Genomic DNA, 17067 nt, shown 5'->3' with positions numbered 1-17067 from the left:
ATATAACTGCCGAATATTCCAGAAAAACGATCCGGAATAAAAAAAGTGAAAATAATACAGATGAGAAGCAGGCTCGCTGCCTCTTATTCAATACAATCTTCACAATCTCAATAAATACTTTTGCAACTGCCTAAAAAATAAAATCATTAAGCAGTATAGCATTATGTGCCTTTTATTGGTTTGTAGTACCCTGCGACTTGGCAGCATATTTTTGTAATAATCCCGGCAGTGCCCCGGCAATTGCTCCCGTAACTGATGGTGGTAGCCCAAACTTGCTGGCAAGGCTGCTTACCAGGCCGCCTTCGATGGCGCTTGTAACCGGACTTCCGGACGCCATGCCACTTTCAAGTTTAGATAACAGGCCGCCAAACATGCCACCAACGCCACTCTCCGCGGCTGGTTGTGTTGATAAACTATTCGCTACATGGTTGGCGATTTCATTGTGCAACGCATCTTGCTGGTCAGCAGGAACATTTGCTGTGATCTCAGGATTATTACCTAAATGTTCTTTTACTAATTCAAGGATTTGATCAAACATAAATTTCGTTTTAAATAATAATGAAGAATTAAAAGTAGCAAAATTTCAGTTACTTTATTTAAATGTCTTTATTAATTAAGCGTGATATTACAGCTTATTTAGAACGGATATTCTAAGTTGTGCAGATTAACTTTTAAAAATTAATGTTGCGTGAGTTTGATAAATTAACTGGCAGTAATAAGATTTTTAATGCTTTATTTTGCTTACTTAAAAAGCGCTGCATGTACGAACTGTTGCATAAAAAAATATCGGAGTTGATTGCGATTTCTGATGAAGAATTTAATTTTTGCAAAACACTTTTTGTCCCAAAAAAATTAAGGAAGCGGCAATATCTTTTGCAGGAAGGCGACGTATGTAAATACAATACTTTTGTTTCAAAAGGCCTGCTGCGTTCTTATACAATTGATGATAAAGGAACCGAACACATCCTGCAATTTGCCTTCGAAGGCTGGTGGATTGGAGATATTTATAGTTTTATTACTGAAAATCCTTCCAACTTCAATATTGAAGCACTTGAAGATTGTGAGTTGTTATTAATTACGAAACCTTCTATGGATATTTTATTTGAAAAGGTGCCAAAATTTGAACGGTATTTTCGTATTCTTATTCAAAACAATTTAATTGCAACTCAAAGAAGGTTGATGGGTACATTGAGTGAGACGGCAGAAGAAAAATATACGAACCTCATGAATAATTTTCCCGGATGCCTTCAGCGGGTTCCGCAACATATGATCGCCTCTTACCTGGGTATTACACGGGAAACGCTTAGTCGTATTCGTGGCCAGATGGCTGCACGTAAATAATCTGTTGACATAGATCAATACAATTTATTATCCTATCGCAATGGAACACTCCCTCTTGTGAGCGTAGCTTTGTGTTGTAAAAAAAAGAGCTATGGCGGCAAAAAAAACAGTAGCAATTATCGCATCAACCGAACAAAAGACATCCGCTGTTGTTGATAAGCTTTTGGGAGAACCATATCGGTTACTGTTGTTGGAGAAAGAACCAAATCAATTGGCTCAACTTTCGGCAAAAATACAAGTAAAGCATCCCGCTCTTGAGTTTGAAGTGGTGAATTGTTTGAGGGATGGTTGTTGGGAGGCGGACGTAATCATTCTTGATGTGTCGTGTAGTGAGCAAAAAGAAGTGGCTGAATTGATCAAGGAAGTGGCTACACAAAAGCCGGTAGTAAATTTTTCAGATCATGAAAATATTGAGCTGGAAAATTTGATGGAGTACTCAAAGGTCATAACGTTGGTTAATACACGAGAATCGTCGGAAAGTTCAGTTTGTAGCAAGGACCATGACGCCATAAGGGAAGTTTCTGAAATCCTGGATACTCTAAAACGAAGCAAAACTTAATAAACGAATCAATTAATAAACAAAAAAAATATAATCATTTAAAATTTAAATTATGGCAAACACTAAATGGGCATTGGACCCGATTCACAGCGAAGTAGTCTTCAAAGTAAAACACCTTATGATCTCAACCGTTACGGGTCACTTTAAAAAATTTAACGTGATAGCCGAGACCGGTACCGAAGATTTTAGTTCAGTTAAAAATCTTGAGTTCACCGCCGACGTTGATTCCATCACTACTAATAATGAACAACGTGATGGTCATTTAAAATCTGCAGATTTCTTTAATGTTGAACAATTTCCTCAGTTGAAATTCGTGGGTAATAAATATGATGTTAATGATGACGAAGGAAGTATTTCAGGCGAATTGACCATGCACGGAGTAACGAGGCCCTTAACATTGAAGGTAGAATTTGGGGGTATTGTTCAGGATCCTTACGGTCAAACAAAAGCAGGCTTTACCGTGACCGGGAAATTAAACAGGAAAGACTTTGGATTAAGTTGGGGCACTGTTACCGAAACAGGCAGCGTAGTTTTGAGTGATGAAATAAAAATAAATGCGGAAATTCAATTGGTAAAGCAAGTTCGGAAATTAGTTGCAGAAGAACAACCCGCATAACAGGAGGTATAAAATGGAAGACAGAATATTAGGACTACATCACATAACGGCTATTGCCGGAAATGCCAAAAGAACCCTGGAATTTTATACAAAAATTCTGGGGTTGCGGTTGGTAAAAAAGACAGTTAATTTTGATGACCCCGGCACCTATCATTTCTATTTTGGCGATGAAAAAGGTACGCCCGGAAGTATCCTCACTTTCTTTCCCTGGGAAGGGATGAGGCAGGGAACTGCGGGTACAGGGATGGCTACAGAAATCGGTTATTCGGTACCGTTAGATAGCCTCGGATTTTGGTCCGATCGGTTGAAGCATTACCAGGTAAAACATGATGAAATAGAAGAAAAATTTGGCGAAAAATATCTTTCATTCAGGGACCCCGATGGCTTAAAAATAAAATTAGTGGCACCGTCAGTCCCGGATAGCAGGACACCATGGGAAACTGACGAAGTAAAAGCAAATTCAGCAACGAAAGGCTTTCACAGCATTACCTTAATGCTGAAAAACGTAACACCTACCGCAAAAATTTTAACTGATATTTTAGGATATCAATTAACTAAACAAGATGGTATTAACTATCGGTTCACCACAGACGCAATCGGTAATGCATCAATTATTGATATAATTGAAGCACCATCTGTAGCCCATGGTATCGTTGCTGCAGGAACCAATCATCACGTTGCCTTCAGGGTAAAGGATGATAATATATTGATGGATTACCGGGAAAAGATTGAGCGTATTGGTTTAAACATCACCCAAAAAATTGACCGGGATTATTTCTTCTCACTCTATTTTCGGGAACCCGGCGGTGTATTGTTTGAATTAGCGACCGATAATCCCGGTTTTACAAGAGATGAAGCGTTGAGTGAGTTGGGAACACATTTAAAATTGCCGCGGCAATACGAGGGCTCAAGAAAGGAAATCGAAAAAGTGTTGCCGGCGCTCGGTTAGAAATGTGTAAACCTGGTTAACTGAAATTATATATGATGGATGAAGCACAATTGAATTTGAAGAAGAATGGATGTGGATATTTTTCTATATCCGAAGGAGAGGAAAAGGTTGCAGAGATGAACATAGGTGTCTCAGGCAACCAACTTACCGTGTATCATACGGAAGTGTTGCCCAAGGCCGAGGGTAAAGGGTTGGCAAAAAAATTGCTTGTTGCTATGGTTGAATATGCAAGAAAAAACAATTTAGAAGTTATTGCACTTTGTCCTTGTGTTCATGCGCAGTTTTTAAGACATCCCGATGAATACAGCGATATATGGAAAAATAAAAAAAATTGAGATATGCATAAGAAAGAAGAAATACCGGTAATAGAACCAAAAGACATAATAATTGGCAATGCAGATGCACCGGTTAGCATTATGGAATTTGTAGATTATGAAAGCGAAAAATGTGCACAGGTTCACGAATGGTTCAAAGGCATTATGCAAACATTTGAAGGGAAAGTAAATTTTAATTTCAGGCATTTTCCCCTGGTAAGGATTCATCAACGGGCACATAAAGCCGCTGAAGCAGCCATTGGCGCCGCACAGGAAGGTAAATTCTTAGAGATGCATGAAATGCTTCTTAACAACCGTCGTCACCTGGGCACCATCACACTTAAATCATACGCGAAAGAAATTGGCATTACCAACAAGTCATTTTTAAATGATTTAATCAATAGCAAATATGGATGGTTTGTGCAGGATGATTTAAAACATGGAATTGATCTCGGTGTAAGGGATGTTCCTGCATTTTTCGTGAATGGTGAAAGACTTGAAGGAAATATTACGGCAAAATCATTAACAGCATTTATCAATGATGCATTAAAGAAGAAGAAAATACGGAAGGCGGCATAAGACGGATCTCTAAAAATAAAACATGGGCAAAGTAATCGCAACTGCAGAAGTTACTAATAACGGTAACCAGTATACGTCAGATGTTAGTATCAACCAGCACGATCTCCTCGTGGATGAACCTATGGAAAAGGGCGGAGAAGATTTGGGCCCGGCGCCGGGGGATTATTTATGTGCAGCATTGGCATCGTGTAAGGCAATTACATTGCGTATGTATGCGCAGCGCAAAGGTTGGCAAATAGAGGAAATAAAAGTAAAAGTAGACCTCGTAAAAAATACACAAAGCCAGCCGGTGTCGGACAGCTTTGTTTGCGAGCTTAGCTTTGCTGGAAGCCTTGATGAAGAGCAAATTAAAAGATTGGAAGTTATAGCCAGGTCGTGCCCGCTTCATAAACTTCTGGAGCGGCCCACTGAAATAATTACAACATTGGTACAGGAAAGTGCTTTATAGTTTTTGATGATGACTGACACAACTAAATTACATACAAAGAAAATACTCAGTTCCGGTAAAAAGCTGGAAGAAGCAGAAAGGGCTTTAATTATGATCCATGGACGTGGAGCTAATGCTCATGATATCCTTTCTCTTGCCGACTATTTGCAGGTAGCTGATTTTGCATTGCTCGCTCCCGAAGCAACAAATAATACATGGTATCCCTATTCCTTTATTGCACCGGTCTCGCAAAACGAACCCTGGTTGTCATCTTCTTTGCAGGTAGTGAAAGATCTTGTTAGCGACATTAACGCCGCCGGAATAACCGCAGAAAATATTTATTTTTTAGGGTTCTCACAAGGTGCTTGTTTAACGCTGGAGTACGTGGCAAGAAATGCCATGAAATACGGGGGCGTGGTAGCATTCACCGGCGGCTTAATTGGGGAAACTATTGATAAGAACAACTATACCGGCGACTTTAATAAAACACCTGTTTTCATTGGGAGCAGTAACCCGGATCCCCACGTGCCTGTTGAACGGGTTCACGAGTCAACAAAAATTCTAAAAGATATGAATGCCGTTGTTACACAAAAGTTGTATAACGGGATGGGACACACGATTTCAAAAGATGAAATTGACCTGGCCAATACACTTGTCTTTAATTCCTAAAATAATTGTAAATACCGCCTTAAAGACTACTTTGAGAAATAGGCGGGCTTCCTGGTCTTATTGAAAACAGGCTAGCTATTACCGTTAGTTTAAAACCTGTCGACTGCTATTTAAACTTAAAGTTTACTGAAATTACGTCTGACACAAGACTTGTCGTTTGTGTGTAATGCCCATATCGCACCTCAAGAGCATTCAACCCTTTGAAAACGCCTTTAGGTGGAGCAATTCGAAAATTCACTCCATAAAACTGGCTATTAAATGCTGACAGCGAATAATTGCTCGTGTAATATGATTCTGTTGAGACATGCTTTTCGAATGGCGCAAAATAGTATGCGGCCGTTTGTGTATAGTACCTGTAAAATGGCGCCACGGAAATAAAAGGTGTGATCTTAACCGGAACTTCCAGGCTTGCCGTGTGCGACTGTATTCCCCAGGTATCAGCATAATACCGGTAATACGATCGTAAAATAATTTTATCGCCAAGGAAATAATTCAGGCGAATGCCCACTGGTAATTTTAACCGGTTCGAGGGAAGTTTTTCAACATTATCCGTGCCATCCTGGAAGTATACCCTGTGGAAAGGCAAACCAAGATACCCGGTTTGGGCAACACCATCCAATAGAAGAACTCCTTCCAGGCGCTTATTAATAACCTGCGAAAACGATAACGATAAAGTTCCTGTAGTTCGTGGTTTTGAGGGGATTTTGTACCTGCTTTCATCACCACCGCTAGCCGATGTTATTGTTACTTCTTGTACAAATTCTGAAGGATAAATTAATTTAACCCGATCGAAATAACCGCTCAATTTTGCATTGAATTCTCCGTTGTGTTTTGTCTTCTTTGAAAATTCAGCGTCAAGCCCATAAGAAGTGTAATTATATTCTTTGGAATAATAAAGTCCCAATCCCATGCCGGTTCCTTTTTTGGCGTTTTCAACATTCCAGTTAAGTGAAGGATAAATGCGGGTACCGCCTGTTTTAGAAGCTCCCGTTTTACTTACAAAAGCTGAAGAAGCTGAAGTGTGGTGATCAAACCCAAGGCCCGCCGTTATTGTGTTCTTCCGTTGCATTGCATCCCATCCGATCCATTTCACCTCCAGTCCGTTTGAAAGGTCAGATACTTTTTCAGTGCCGATACCGCCAGTTATTGCCGAGTGATTGCCATTCTGGTTGTAATAACTGGATACAAGGTTGACCTCATCAATCTTTAATGGCTTAGCTATATAAAACGAGGTATCCTTATCCTGGTATTGCGAAAAGGCATGCAACATCATTAAATAAATACCTACAAGAGTTAAGCAAATCTTTTTCATGAATTATTTTAGGGATGAATTTGTAATTAGTTACAGCCACAGCCACCACCGGTTTTACCACCGTTAGCGCCCGATGCACCTTCGCGGTAAGATTGAAAATTCAGTTCATTTTTTTCCACTTTGCGGTTGCCGAGAATCATTTCAGAATCATTAATCCTGCTTTTTTGGTACTCCTTCACATTGGCACACGAGGCCAATACAATGACAGCTGTTAAGGCGAGTGTTATTTTTTTCAAAACTTTTATTTTCATGTTAAGTTTTTATTCGAAGCTTCGTTAAGTCGACCGGTTACTAATTCAATTTATTAGCTAATTTTTATTTTGCAGATCTATTGGCGTAGTAAACATTTAATACTTCATCTGAAAATTGCTGCACGCCTTCATCGGGATATCCATCCCACGCTTTTAAAACTTTCCCATCAGCATCGAGCAGCAGTGTATATGGAAATTTGCCTTCTGGATTATACTTATCTGCAAGGGCATCATTTTGTTTTTTTGTTTGGGCATCCAATTGGTTTTTTCTATTCCTTGGAAAATCCGCATTCACCATTACTATCGAAGTATCTGTCATTTTTATGAAAACGTCATTGTCTAAAATTTCTTTTCTCAATCGCATGCATGGGCCGCACCAATCAGAGCCGGAAAAATTTAATAAAATAAGTTCATGTTTTTCTTTGGCTATTTTTTTTGCGATTTCAAAATTTGACTGCCATGGCGAAAAAGACATCGCAGCTGCGCAAAACATCAGTACTAGTATTTTTTTCATGAGTTTTTTGTGATCTATAATTTGAAAGATGGTTTTTATTTTATTTGGTTGGGTATTAAATGCCCTCTAACTTTTTTTTAACAAACAAATATTATTTTATGTCTGATAAGATCTGAAAGTAATTCGCAACTCTCCGGGTCACAAGAATTACTTAATTAACCAAATCTTGTAGCCCGCAAGAGCGGCGATTGCTTCCTGTGATTAACAATTCTTCAGCCAGAAAAGAGTAATTCCTGCAGGTAATTAATTCTTTGCCGCGGATTGATTGAATTTTTTCTATAGTTTAACAAATGTCATTTAAAAAGATAGATCGCCGGTTTATGTAAACCTGATATTATCCGATGAATAAACGACATTATTGTCATCTATGACTATTGCCTCGATGTCCTTCATTTGGTTGATAAGGTTCATTCCTGCTTTAAGGCCCATAACCATTACCGGTGTTGCCATTGCATCCGCAATTTCGGCATTAAGGGTAATGATAGTTACACTTTTTATACCAGATACCGGCAGGCCTGTACGTGGGTCAATTGTGTGTGAATACTTTTTTCCATTGATCATTACAAACTTCTCGTAGTTTCCCGAGGTAGCAACGGCCATGTTGGTCACGTTTATGTAAGAAAATAGTTGATTCGAATGGTTGGGGTCAGCAATTCCTATCGTCCACGGCTGACCGTTAGGTTGCAATCCCCACGTGGTGAGATCGCCTGAAGCGTTTACAATTCCGCTGTCAACACCTTCTGACTTCATTATATATCTCGCTCTTTCTGCAGCATATCCTTTTCCAATTCCTCCAAAACCAATCCTCATACCTTTTTCTTTTAGAAACACTGTGCTGTTTTCATCATCAAGAATAATATTCCTGTAGTTGATGAGACGAACCATTTTTTTTGCCGTCTCTTTATCCGGCAGTGCTTTCATATTCGTATCAAAATTCCACAAGCGCTTGTCTATTGATCCATACGAAATATCAAATGATCCCTGTGTAACTCTTGAAATGCGCAGCGACCTTTCGATAAGTTCAAAAGTCTCTCGCGATACGTTAACCGGCGCCATTCCGGCATACCGGTTAATGAGGCTTGTTTCACTTTCTTCGCTGAAAGTCGTCAGTAATTTTTCTATGCGTTGTATTTCGCGAATTCCTGCGTCTATGCGTTCATTGGCCCACGTCTCATTATCAGAAACGGCACTAATTTCAAAGTGGTTGCCCATCAGCTTCAAAGCCTTTTTAAATACGGTGCGTTCTGTCATGTGAATAAATTAAACGATAGTTTTCTTTAATGGAATTACGTGCATTGAATTTTTTTGGAAGAATAGTTTGAACGAAATTAATATCAAAAAGAGCAATCATATTTCCGGCAGGCAAAAAATATGTTAAGCCATCGTTAATAGAAGAACGCAGCAGAAACCGGTTGCTTCTTATCTATCGCCCAAATATTTAAAATAAAGAAGGATTTTTCCCGGTAAGGCAAATTGAAATTTTCTTACGGATATATTTGATCCCACAGCAAATTCTTCAGATGATTTTTCATTTTGTGAATTAATAATAATTATGATTTTTCACCATTGAACTGATGACAATAATCATATCCTTAAACAAATTAAATAAATATTTTTGTCAGGTATCAGAATATGTGTAGCTTGATTTAGCCTTTTTATTTTTTCGTAAAGGGATACTTGTTCTCCTGGTTTAAAATTGCCGAAAAGGAATTTTCCTGCCGGGATATTAGGCTTAAGAACCGAAAATACATGTGCCCGATTTACTTATAAAATTCCAAACTCAAACGATGACTAACGGTAATGAAAAAAAATTTGAAGAGCCCCTCCAAACACAGATGCTTAACAAACTTTGGGAACTTCAAAGAAACAATGGATACATTCATGACGATAATGTAAAACAGCTCGCCAAACTATTCAACATTTCTGAAGTTGAAGTGGAGGGTGTAATTTCATTTTATCATTTTTTTCAACGCACACCTACTGGCAAATACACTATCTATCTCAACAACAGTATAGTGTCTGATATGAAGGGCTTCAACCGGATTAAAGAAACATTGGAAAGAGAAACCGGGGCAACATTTGGGTCGGTTGACCGAACAGGTACTTTTGGCCTTTTTCTTACTCCCTGTATCGGATTAAGCGACCATGAGCCAGCCGCGTTAATCAACTTTTATCCTTTCATTAATCTCAATACGATTAAGGTAAAAGAGATTATTACGAAATTAAAGAATGGTGCAACTGCCGAATCAATATGTGATACACCTGATGATAACATACGCCATACTCCTCCGGGAAATAAAACCGTTTTCTTCAAAGACTTCACGCCGGGAGTAGCGATTGCTAAAATAGAGAAAATGGGACCAACAGGTGTGATTGAAGAAATAAAAAAGTCTGAGCTTTCCGGCCGCGGCGGTGCCTACTATCCAACATGGAAAAAATGGGAAGCGGCGAGGACGCAAACAGCCTTTCCAAAATTTGTTGTGTGTAATGCCGATGAAGGTGAACCTGGTACTTTTAAAGACCGTGTGCTGATGAACACTCAAGCCCAATCATTAATTGAAGGAATGATCATTTCGGGATATACAATAGGAGCAGAATATGGAATTATTTATTTGCGTGGTGAATACTGGTGGCTGAAAAATAAACTAGATGAAGCAATAAAAGAATATCATTCCAAAGGTTTGTTAGGGAAGAACTGCGGTAACATAAAAGGTTTTGATTTTGATATCAGGATACAAATGGGGGCCGGCTCTTATGTGTGTGGCGAAGAAACCGCGTTGCTTGAATCATTGGAAGGTAAGCGGGGTGAGCCAAGGACCAAATGGTTTTTCCCTGTTGAAAAAGGTTATTTGCAATTGCCCACAATTATAAATAATGTAGAAACTTTTTGCGTGGCTGCAAAAATAATTGAGATGGGTGCGGACGAATATTTGAAACTGGGTATCGCCGGTTCCCCGGGAACTAAACTGATCAGTGTTTCCGGCGATTGCCAACTACCAGGCATATACGAAATTGAATGGGGCATGACGATCGGGGAATTACTGGAACTGTGTAAAGCAGAAGATCCCTATTACATCCAGGTAAGCGGCCCCTCGGGAGAAGGTATCTCTATGAAGGAAAAATTCCGGCGCATCTCTATGCTCGACGAGCACGATGGCAAAGACATCCGCTGCGGCGGATCATTTATGGTTTTTGATACACACCGTGATCTCGTAAAAGTATTGCTGAATTTTTCCGAATTCTTTAAACATGAATCCTGCGGCATTTGTACACCATGCAGAGCGGGGAATTTTATCATACAAAGAAAACTGGAACGCCTCGATAATGGTTTGTCGAATGAAGCTGACCTGAAAGAACTACGAAGCTGGGGTACCATCATGAAAAACACAAGCCGGTGTGGCCTTGGTAAAACTGCTACCAATAGCCTGGTCAACGCAATGGACAAATTTCATGAATACTTTGCAACAAAGCTTGATAAGGATTATAATGGATTGAACCTGAAATTTGATATGGACGCAGCTACAAAAGATTATGAAGAATATAAAATATGACCTGTTATGTCAAACATGATAAATATAACAATTGACAGTAAAAGCATCCAGGCTGAAGAGGGGAAAAACCTGGTGCAGGTAGCAAAAGACAACGGTATTTTTATTCCATCGCTATGTTATTATCCACATATAGAACCGCCTTTGGGAACCTGCCGGGTATGCACCTGCAAGATCAACGGAAAATTTGGTCCGGCTTGTACGGAAAAAGTTACCGAAGGACTTACAGTTGAAGTAAATACTGCGGAGCTAAAAGATACCAGGAAGGCATTGGTAGAGATGATGTTTGCAGAAGGAAATCATATTTGCCCTGCATGTGAAAAAAGCGGCAATTGCGACCTGCAGCATATGGGATATGAATTGGGCGTTTCTTCTACACGCTTCCAACATTTATTTAAAGATCGCATTATCGACTTTAAACCGACGAGGATGGTGATGGAACACAACCGCTGCATTAAATGCCTGCGGTGCGTGGTTGACGTGGTTACCGACGATGGTAAAAAAGTATTTACCTATCAAAACAGGGGTAATGAAACTTTCGTGGGAATCGACTATGAACAGGAAGCCAAACTAACGGAGGAACAGGCCATCAAAGCAATGAAGATATGCCCAACGGGCGCTATCATTGTGCGTGGAGTTAGCATCGCAGAGCCATTTGGTAACAGGAAGTTTGATTTAGAATCAGTTCAAGGCAAGTACTTTGTAAAAGAGCCTAAATTTACAGGACCGGCCAAAATGAATAAGAAGAAAATAGCCACCGTTTCTTTAGCCGGGTGCTTTGGCTGCCATATGTCTATGCTTGACATTGACGCAGAACTTCTTGATTTAATCGAACTGGTCACCTTTGATAAATCACCCCTGACCGATTTAAAAGAATTCACCTCACGTTGTCACCTGGGAATTATTGAAGGAGGTTGTTGTAATGATGAAAATATAGAAACACTTAGAAAATTCAGGGAAAATTGCGATATACTGGTTGCTTTGGGTGAATGTTCAGTATGGGGAGGCCTGCCTACTTTACGAAATTCCATTCCGTTAAGTGAATGCCTTGACGAAGCTTACCTGAATTGCGTTACCAACGAGCCCGGAAACAATATTGTACCTTATCATGAAGATCTTCCAAAAATTCTTGACCGCGTGTATGCGTGTAACGAGATCGTGAAGATCGACCATTACATTCCCGGCTGTCCGCCTGATGCCAACTATATATGGAAGGTGGTAAAAAATCTTCTTTGGGGGGAAGAGTATTCCATTCTTTATTCGGAATTTAAATATGATTAAGAAATGAACAGAAAAATAACAATAGATCCGGTAACCAGGGTGGAAGGCCACGGCAGGGTTACTATTCATCTTGATGAATACGGGCAGGTGAAAGATTCTTTTTTTCACATTGTGGAGTTCAGGGGGTTTGAAAGATTTATACAGGGGCATCCTTATTGGGAGGCGCCTGTCCTAGTACAAAGGTTATGTGGTATTTGCCCGGTGAGTCATCACCTGGCAGCAGCCAAAGCAATAGACCAGATTGTTGGACTTGATCCGAAAGATCTTTCACCAACTGCGTCTAAGCTTCGCCGTTTGATGCATTATGGGCAGGTTTTTCAGTCACATGCGTTGCATTTTTTTTATCTCGCTTCACCCGATTTATTATTTGGCATAGATGCGCCTGCGGAGAAAAGAAACATCGTAGCGGTAGCTATTGAAAACAGGGAACTCGCTTTGAAAGGAATTACGATGAGAAAGTTCGGGCAGGAAATAATTAAGGCAATTGCAGGAAAAAGAATTCATGGAATTCTTGCAGTGCCGGGCGGCGTTTATAAAACATTCACTAAGGAAGAAAGAGAATATTTTTTGGATGGAAAAAATATTGAAAACATTGATACAATGATAGAATGGTCGCTATCGATGGTAAACTTTATGAAAGCGTATCATGAAAAGAACCGGAAGTTTTTGGATGAGTTCGCGGCATTTCCTTCAGGCCATTTAGGCACTGTAAATGACGATGGCGGTTTAGAATTATATGATGGAAAATTAAGAGCCATCGATAGTGAAGGGAACATTACATTAGATGATATTTCGACTGACGTATACGAAGATTATTTTTCAGAAGCTGTTGCACAATGGTCTTACATGAAATTCCCCTATCTCAAAAAGTTAGGAAGAGAGAAGGGGTGGAATAGGGTGGGGCCATTGGCCCGGATAAATTTGTGTAAATTTATTCCAACGCCTTTAGCCGAAAAAGCAAGACAAGAGTACTTCGCTTTTACAGGAAAGCAAATTAATAATAGTTCTTTATTTTCTCATTGGGCCCGCCTTATCGAGGTACTGCATTGCGCAGAAGAAATGAAAACGTTGTTGCACGATCCCGAACTTATGGGGGATGACCTTGTGCGTAAGGGAGTAGGCCGCTTAAAAGGGATAGGAATTATAGAAGCGCCCCGTGGCACGCTTACACATCACTACGAGGTAGACGAAAAAGGAATGATAACGCGGTGTAACCTTATTGTTTCCACTACGCACAATAATGATGCAATGAACACCGCCGTGAGATGGGTTGCCGACAATGTGATTAGTAACAAAGGAACTATCACAGATGGCATGCTCAACCAGGTTGAAATTGCTATCAGGGCTTACGACCCGTGCCTTAGCTGTGCTACACAGGCAATTGGCAAAATGCCGCTGAAGGCTGAATTGTATAACTATAAGGGGGAGTTAATCGATGAAAGATTTAAAGATTGATCCGATAGCTCCCGGTAACTGTAGGGAGGTGTCAAATAAAGTTCTTCTTATTGGTATCGGTAATAGTGGCCGGGGAGATGATGGACTGGGCTGGAAGTTTACGGATATGCTTAAGCGTTATAAGTTTGATTTTCTTGATTATGAATATCGGTATCAATTGCAGGTAGAAGATACGCTATTAATTTCCCGGTATAGTGAGGTGATCTTTGCAGATGCATCACATGAGGTACTTGAAAATGGGTTTGAAGTAAAATCCTGCATTCCTGCAAATCACTATTTTTTTTCGTCTCACATCCAAAGCCCCGAAACGATTCTTTACCTGGCAAACGATCTTTATGATAAACAACCGGCGGCGTATACAGTGGCGATATCTGGGCTATATTGGGAACTGAAAACTTCTTTGAGTAAGGAAGCTAAAAAGAATTTGCAATCAGCGATTGCTTTTTTTCTGGAAGATTTTTTACCATCGGTTCAGCAGGGGATTCAGGCTGAAAAAAAGTTAATTACAAGATCAACTTCCTGATATCTTCGCCCGTACCCGGTTTAACGTGTGACAATAGTCATAAATTTTATTGATCGAAATCATATCATTTTTCCCGTTGGTAAATTTTGGAATGTTTGGAATATTAACTGACCAGGATGCTAGGCTACATCATTCGTTTTGCTGATTAAAATCATAAATGGAGACTCGGTTATTTTCTAATATAGCGTTTCTTTTAAGATAGTTAAATTCTATTTTATGTATTTCTTAATCATTAGCTTATTCGTTGCTCCGGCGATCATAAGTGCGCTATTGCTAATACTCCCTAAAACATTTTCGAGAATACTGATCATTGCTGCGTCCATTGTACTATCGGCAATATCACTTTACTTATTTTTAACAATAAAGGAAGCATTTCATTTTGCCGTTCCTCACTATATGAACGCAGGTGTATCTGTTGCAGATATATTGTTGCTGCTGTACTTTGGAAGCGTAGCTATTCGTAAAAAAAGCTTGCTTGTTGGTTTGTTGACTGTTTTACAACTGGGAACACTACTGTATCTACTTAGAATAATTCCTGAAGAATATGATATGCAATTCACCGTTGACAAGTTGAGCGTATTCATGTTTCTTTTGATCAATGTTATTAGTGGATTGATTTCGATATTCTCCATTCAATATATTGACGGCGAGGATTGCAGCGCCTTTCGTAAAAAATATTTTCTCTCCATTTTATTCTGGTTCATTGCCGTTATGAACATGATTGTTTCTTCAGATAACCTGGAATATTTTTTCCTGTTTTTTGAGTTAACAACCCTGGCTTCATTCTTATTTATTGGTTTCAGAAAAGACGCAACCTCTGTTAAAAATGCACTTACGGCCTTATGGATGAATCAAGTTGGCGGCCTTGCTATTTTAGCAGCTATATTTTTCATTATCTATAACAAATATGGAACGGCTACATTCAGCAATGTACTGGCACATTCATCATCGACAGGTATTTTATTACCTCTTGCATTGCTTTGTGTTGCTGCACTGGTAAAAGGTGCGCAGATGCCTTTTAGTAAATGGTTGCTGGGCGCTATGGTGGCTCCAACACCCGTTAGTGCCTTGTTGCATTCGTCCACCATGGTAAAAATTGCACCATTTATTATACTGCGTTTATCGCCCGCATTAAAGGGAACGCCTGTTGCATCTGTAGTTATAGCAATGACGGGTTTTGTTTTTGTTGCCGCAGCCATTGGAGCATTATCGCAGGATAATTTTAAAAGAATATTGGCTCACTCTACGATTGCTTTGCTGGCTTTGATGATTATGATGGGAGCGGTTGGAACACCCGTTACCATAGTTGCTGCGTTAACACTTATATTTTTTCACGGTCTTTCAAAATGCATGTTATTTCTGAATGCCGGCATCCTGGAAAGAATATTTCATTTTAAGCAAACATCAGACATGGATAGGTTGGCAGAAACCGGGCCTTTCACTTCATTGGTAATATCAATTGGGTTTATGTCTTTGTTGCTTCCGCCCTTTGGAGCCTTTATTGGAAAATGGTTTAGTATTGAATCATTGGGGGCGTTAGCAATAAATCAGAAGCTACTGGGGGCATTGGTTATTGTTGCCATAGCCTGTGGTGGCGCCATTTTATCCTTATTGTATTTCAAGGTATTGGGGTTATTGATTGCACGAAGAGGCGACGAGGATGTAATTAAATTTGAAAAGACAAAGCCATTATATTCAGACACGATCTTCATTTTAATGGGATTAATAATCTTGAGTGTTTTGAGTTTCCCTTTTTTAATGACGCATTATTTTGTACCGGTCGCCTCTCAAACGTTACAGGTGCCAATTGATGTGGCAACTTATGGCTGGAAATTGCATATCGGCGCCATGACATTGCCTATAATTCCATTGTTAATCGCGTTTTTGTTGCTACCGGTAACTATCATAACGGCGATGTTTATACGATTTAAGAATGTGGACAGGGCAAAAGAATATGCTTGCGGCGAAAAGATAGATTATTCCTTTTCATCATTCTATTTTGCAACCGATAAAGCCACACCTTATTTTTCTGTTATTGGTGTTTTGTTTTTTGTTGCACTCATTGTAGTATCTGTTGTATAAAGAAGTTGAAAATGAAAATTAGTTGACTGAAAATAATTGATCATGAAAGAAGTTTTAATTCCGGTTTTACTCATACTCATGGCACCGCTGATCGGGGGTCTGGTTTATGGTTTTGAGCGGATAGTAAAAGCCCGTATGCAAAGAAGAATCGGGCCACCCTTGTTGCAGCCTTTTTATGATTTTTTAAAACTGGCTGATAAAAGAAGAATGATTGTTCACTCCATGCATGCTTTTCTTGGTATCATGCATTTTGTGTCCTTATGGTTTGCGCTGGCAGTATTATTATTAGGTGGGGATTTAATTTTAGTAATCTTCCTTCACCTTTTATCTACTTCACTGCTAATCCTTGCCGGCTACAGTACCCGCTCCATTTTTAGTCACCTTGGAGCCAACAGGACCGCAATTAGCATCCTGGCTTATGAGCCGGTGTTGATATTAATTGCTGTTTCTGTGTTTATGTTTACCGGGAGTTTTGACGCCTCTTCAATTTTTAGTTTTAATGAACCATTGCTATTTAAAATGCCATTAGCATTTGTTGCATTGCTGTTGATTTTACCTATTAAACTAAAAAAATCTCCATTTGATGTTGCTGAAGCACACCAGGAAATAACCGGCGGTGTGGAACTGGAATTTTCAGGTATTTTTTT

General features: G+C 39.5%; 19 protein-coding genes. 14 read left to right on the top strand and 5 right to left on the bottom strand.

What is annotated here, in order from left to right:
* Positions 1-172 precede the first annotated feature (172 nt).
* Positions 173-538: a hypothetical protein gene (locus tag ACO1O5_RS21105; protein ID WP_486273813.1), complete on the bottom strand. Its 366-nt coding sequence runs from the start codon at positions 536-538 to the stop codon at positions 173-175.
* A 221-nt stretch (positions 539-759) separates the two neighbouring features.
* Here ACO1O5_RS21105 and ACO1O5_RS21100 point away from each other — a divergent pair, with 221 nt between their 5' ends.
* From ACO1O5_RS21100 to ACO1O5_RS21065, 8 genes are all read left to right on the top strand, one after another.
* Entirely contained in the window at positions 760-1341 is a 582-nt protein-coding gene (locus ACO1O5_RS21100) for a Crp/Fnr family transcriptional regulator (RefSeq protein WP_486273811.1), read from the top strand.
* 91 nt (positions 1342-1432) lie between these two features.
* Positions 1433-1900, top strand: coding sequence for a hypothetical protein (locus ACO1O5_RS21095; protein ID WP_486273810.1), 468 nt, complete (start codon positions 1433-1435; stop codon positions 1898-1900).
* Between the two features lie 52 nt (positions 1901-1952).
* Entirely contained in the window at positions 1953-2516 is a 564-nt protein-coding gene (locus ACO1O5_RS21090) for a YceI family protein (protein WP_486273809.1), read from the top strand.
* 13 nt (positions 2517-2529) lie between these two features.
* Positions 2530-3465, top strand: a complete 936-nt coding sequence (locus ACO1O5_RS21085) for a ring-cleaving dioxygenase (protein ID WP_486273807.1) — start codon at positions 2530-2532, stop codon at positions 3463-3465.
* Between the two features lie 35 nt (positions 3466-3500).
* Positions 3501-3800, top strand: coding sequence for a GNAT family N-acetyltransferase (locus tag ACO1O5_RS21080; protein WP_486273805.1), 300 nt, complete (start codon positions 3501-3503; stop codon positions 3798-3800).
* A gap of 3 nt (positions 3801-3803) precedes the next feature.
* The gene (locus ACO1O5_RS21075) at positions 3804-4358 is read left to right on the top strand and encodes a DsbA family protein (RefSeq protein WP_486273803.1); all 555 of its coding nucleotides are present in this window, start codon (positions 3804-3806) and stop codon (positions 4356-4358) included.
* Between the two features lie 22 nt (positions 4359-4380).
* Entirely contained in the window at positions 4381-4806 is a 426-nt protein-coding gene (locus ACO1O5_RS21070) for an OsmC family protein (protein ID WP_486273801.1), read from the top strand.
* Between the two features lie 9 nt (positions 4807-4815).
* Positions 4816-5454, top strand: a complete 639-nt coding sequence (locus ACO1O5_RS21065) for an alpha/beta hydrolase (RefSeq protein WP_486273800.1) — start codon at positions 4816-4818, stop codon at positions 5452-5454.
* A gap of 106 nt (positions 5455-5560) precedes the next feature.
* Here the strand turns inward: ACO1O5_RS21065 and ACO1O5_RS21060 are convergent, their stop codons facing one another.
* The 4 genes from ACO1O5_RS21060 to ACO1O5_RS21045 all read right to left on the bottom strand — a co-directional run bounded on the left by ACO1O5_RS21060 (position 5561) and on the right by ACO1O5_RS21045 (position 8782).
* Positions 5561-6766 (bottom strand): DUF3570 domain-containing protein, encoded by a 1206-nt coding sequence (locus tag ACO1O5_RS21060; protein ID WP_486273798.1) that lies wholly within the window; start codon positions 6764-6766, stop codon positions 5561-5563.
* A gap of 26 nt (positions 6767-6792) precedes the next feature.
* A complete protein-coding gene (locus ACO1O5_RS21055) occupies positions 6793-7017 on the bottom strand; it encodes a DUF4266 domain-containing protein (protein ID WP_486273796.1) in 225 nt (74 codons plus the stop codon).
* Between the two features lie 64 nt (positions 7018-7081).
* Positions 7082-7531: a thioredoxin family protein gene (locus tag ACO1O5_RS21050; RefSeq protein ID WP_486273795.1), complete on the bottom strand. Its 450-nt coding sequence runs from the start codon at positions 7529-7531 to the stop codon at positions 7082-7084.
* A 318-nt stretch (positions 7532-7849) separates the two neighbouring features.
* The gene (locus ACO1O5_RS21045; protein WP_486273793.1) at positions 7850-8782 is read right to left on the bottom strand and encodes an FAD:protein FMN transferase; all 933 of its coding nucleotides are present in this window, start codon (positions 8780-8782) and stop codon (positions 7850-7852) included.
* Between the two features lie 536 nt (positions 8783-9318).
* On the opposite strand from ACO1O5_RS21045, the gene ACO1O5_RS21040 reads away from it, so the two are divergent.
* From ACO1O5_RS21040 to ACO1O5_RS21015, 6 genes are all read left to right on the top strand, one after another.
* On the top strand, positions 9319-11082 hold the full coding sequence (locus ACO1O5_RS21040) for an NAD(P)H-dependent oxidoreductase subunit E (RefSeq protein ID WP_486273791.1): 1764 nt from the start codon (positions 9319-9321) through the stop codon (positions 11080-11082).
* Between the two features lie 6 nt (positions 11083-11088).
* On the top strand, positions 11089-12360 hold the full coding sequence (locus ACO1O5_RS21035; RefSeq protein WP_486273789.1) for an NADH-quinone oxidoreductase subunit B family protein: 1272 nt from the start codon (positions 11089-11091) through the stop codon (positions 12358-12360).
* 3 nt (positions 12361-12363) lie between these two features.
* Positions 12364-13815 carry a Ni/Fe hydrogenase subunit alpha gene (locus tag ACO1O5_RS21030; RefSeq protein WP_486273787.1) on the top strand — a complete coding sequence of 484 codons (1452 nt, stop codon included), beginning with the start codon at positions 12364-12366 and terminating at the stop codon, positions 13813-13815.
* Positions 13796-14338 carry a hypothetical protein gene (locus ACO1O5_RS21025; protein ID WP_486273785.1) on the top strand — a complete coding sequence of 181 codons (543 nt, stop codon included), beginning with the start codon at positions 13796-13798 and terminating at the stop codon, positions 14336-14338. Before ACO1O5_RS21030 ends, ACO1O5_RS21025 begins: the two co-directional genes overlap by 20 nt.
* Positions 14339-14554: 216 nt before the next feature.
* Positions 14555-16420: a proton-conducting transporter transmembrane domain-containing protein gene (locus tag ACO1O5_RS21020; protein WP_486273782.1), complete on the top strand. Its 1866-nt coding sequence runs from the start codon at positions 14555-14557 to the stop codon at positions 16418-16420.
* A 42-nt stretch (positions 16421-16462) separates the two neighbouring features.
* Positions 16463-17067: NADH-quinone oxidoreductase subunit H (locus ACO1O5_RS21015; RefSeq protein ID WP_486273780.1), on the top strand; the 605-nt coding region annotated here is incomplete at its 3' end.

Source organism: Ginsengibacter sp. (assembly GCF_057362405.1).
Note: the sequence above shows the minus strand (reverse complement) of the source record. Positions and strands in the feature narration are given on the sequence as shown.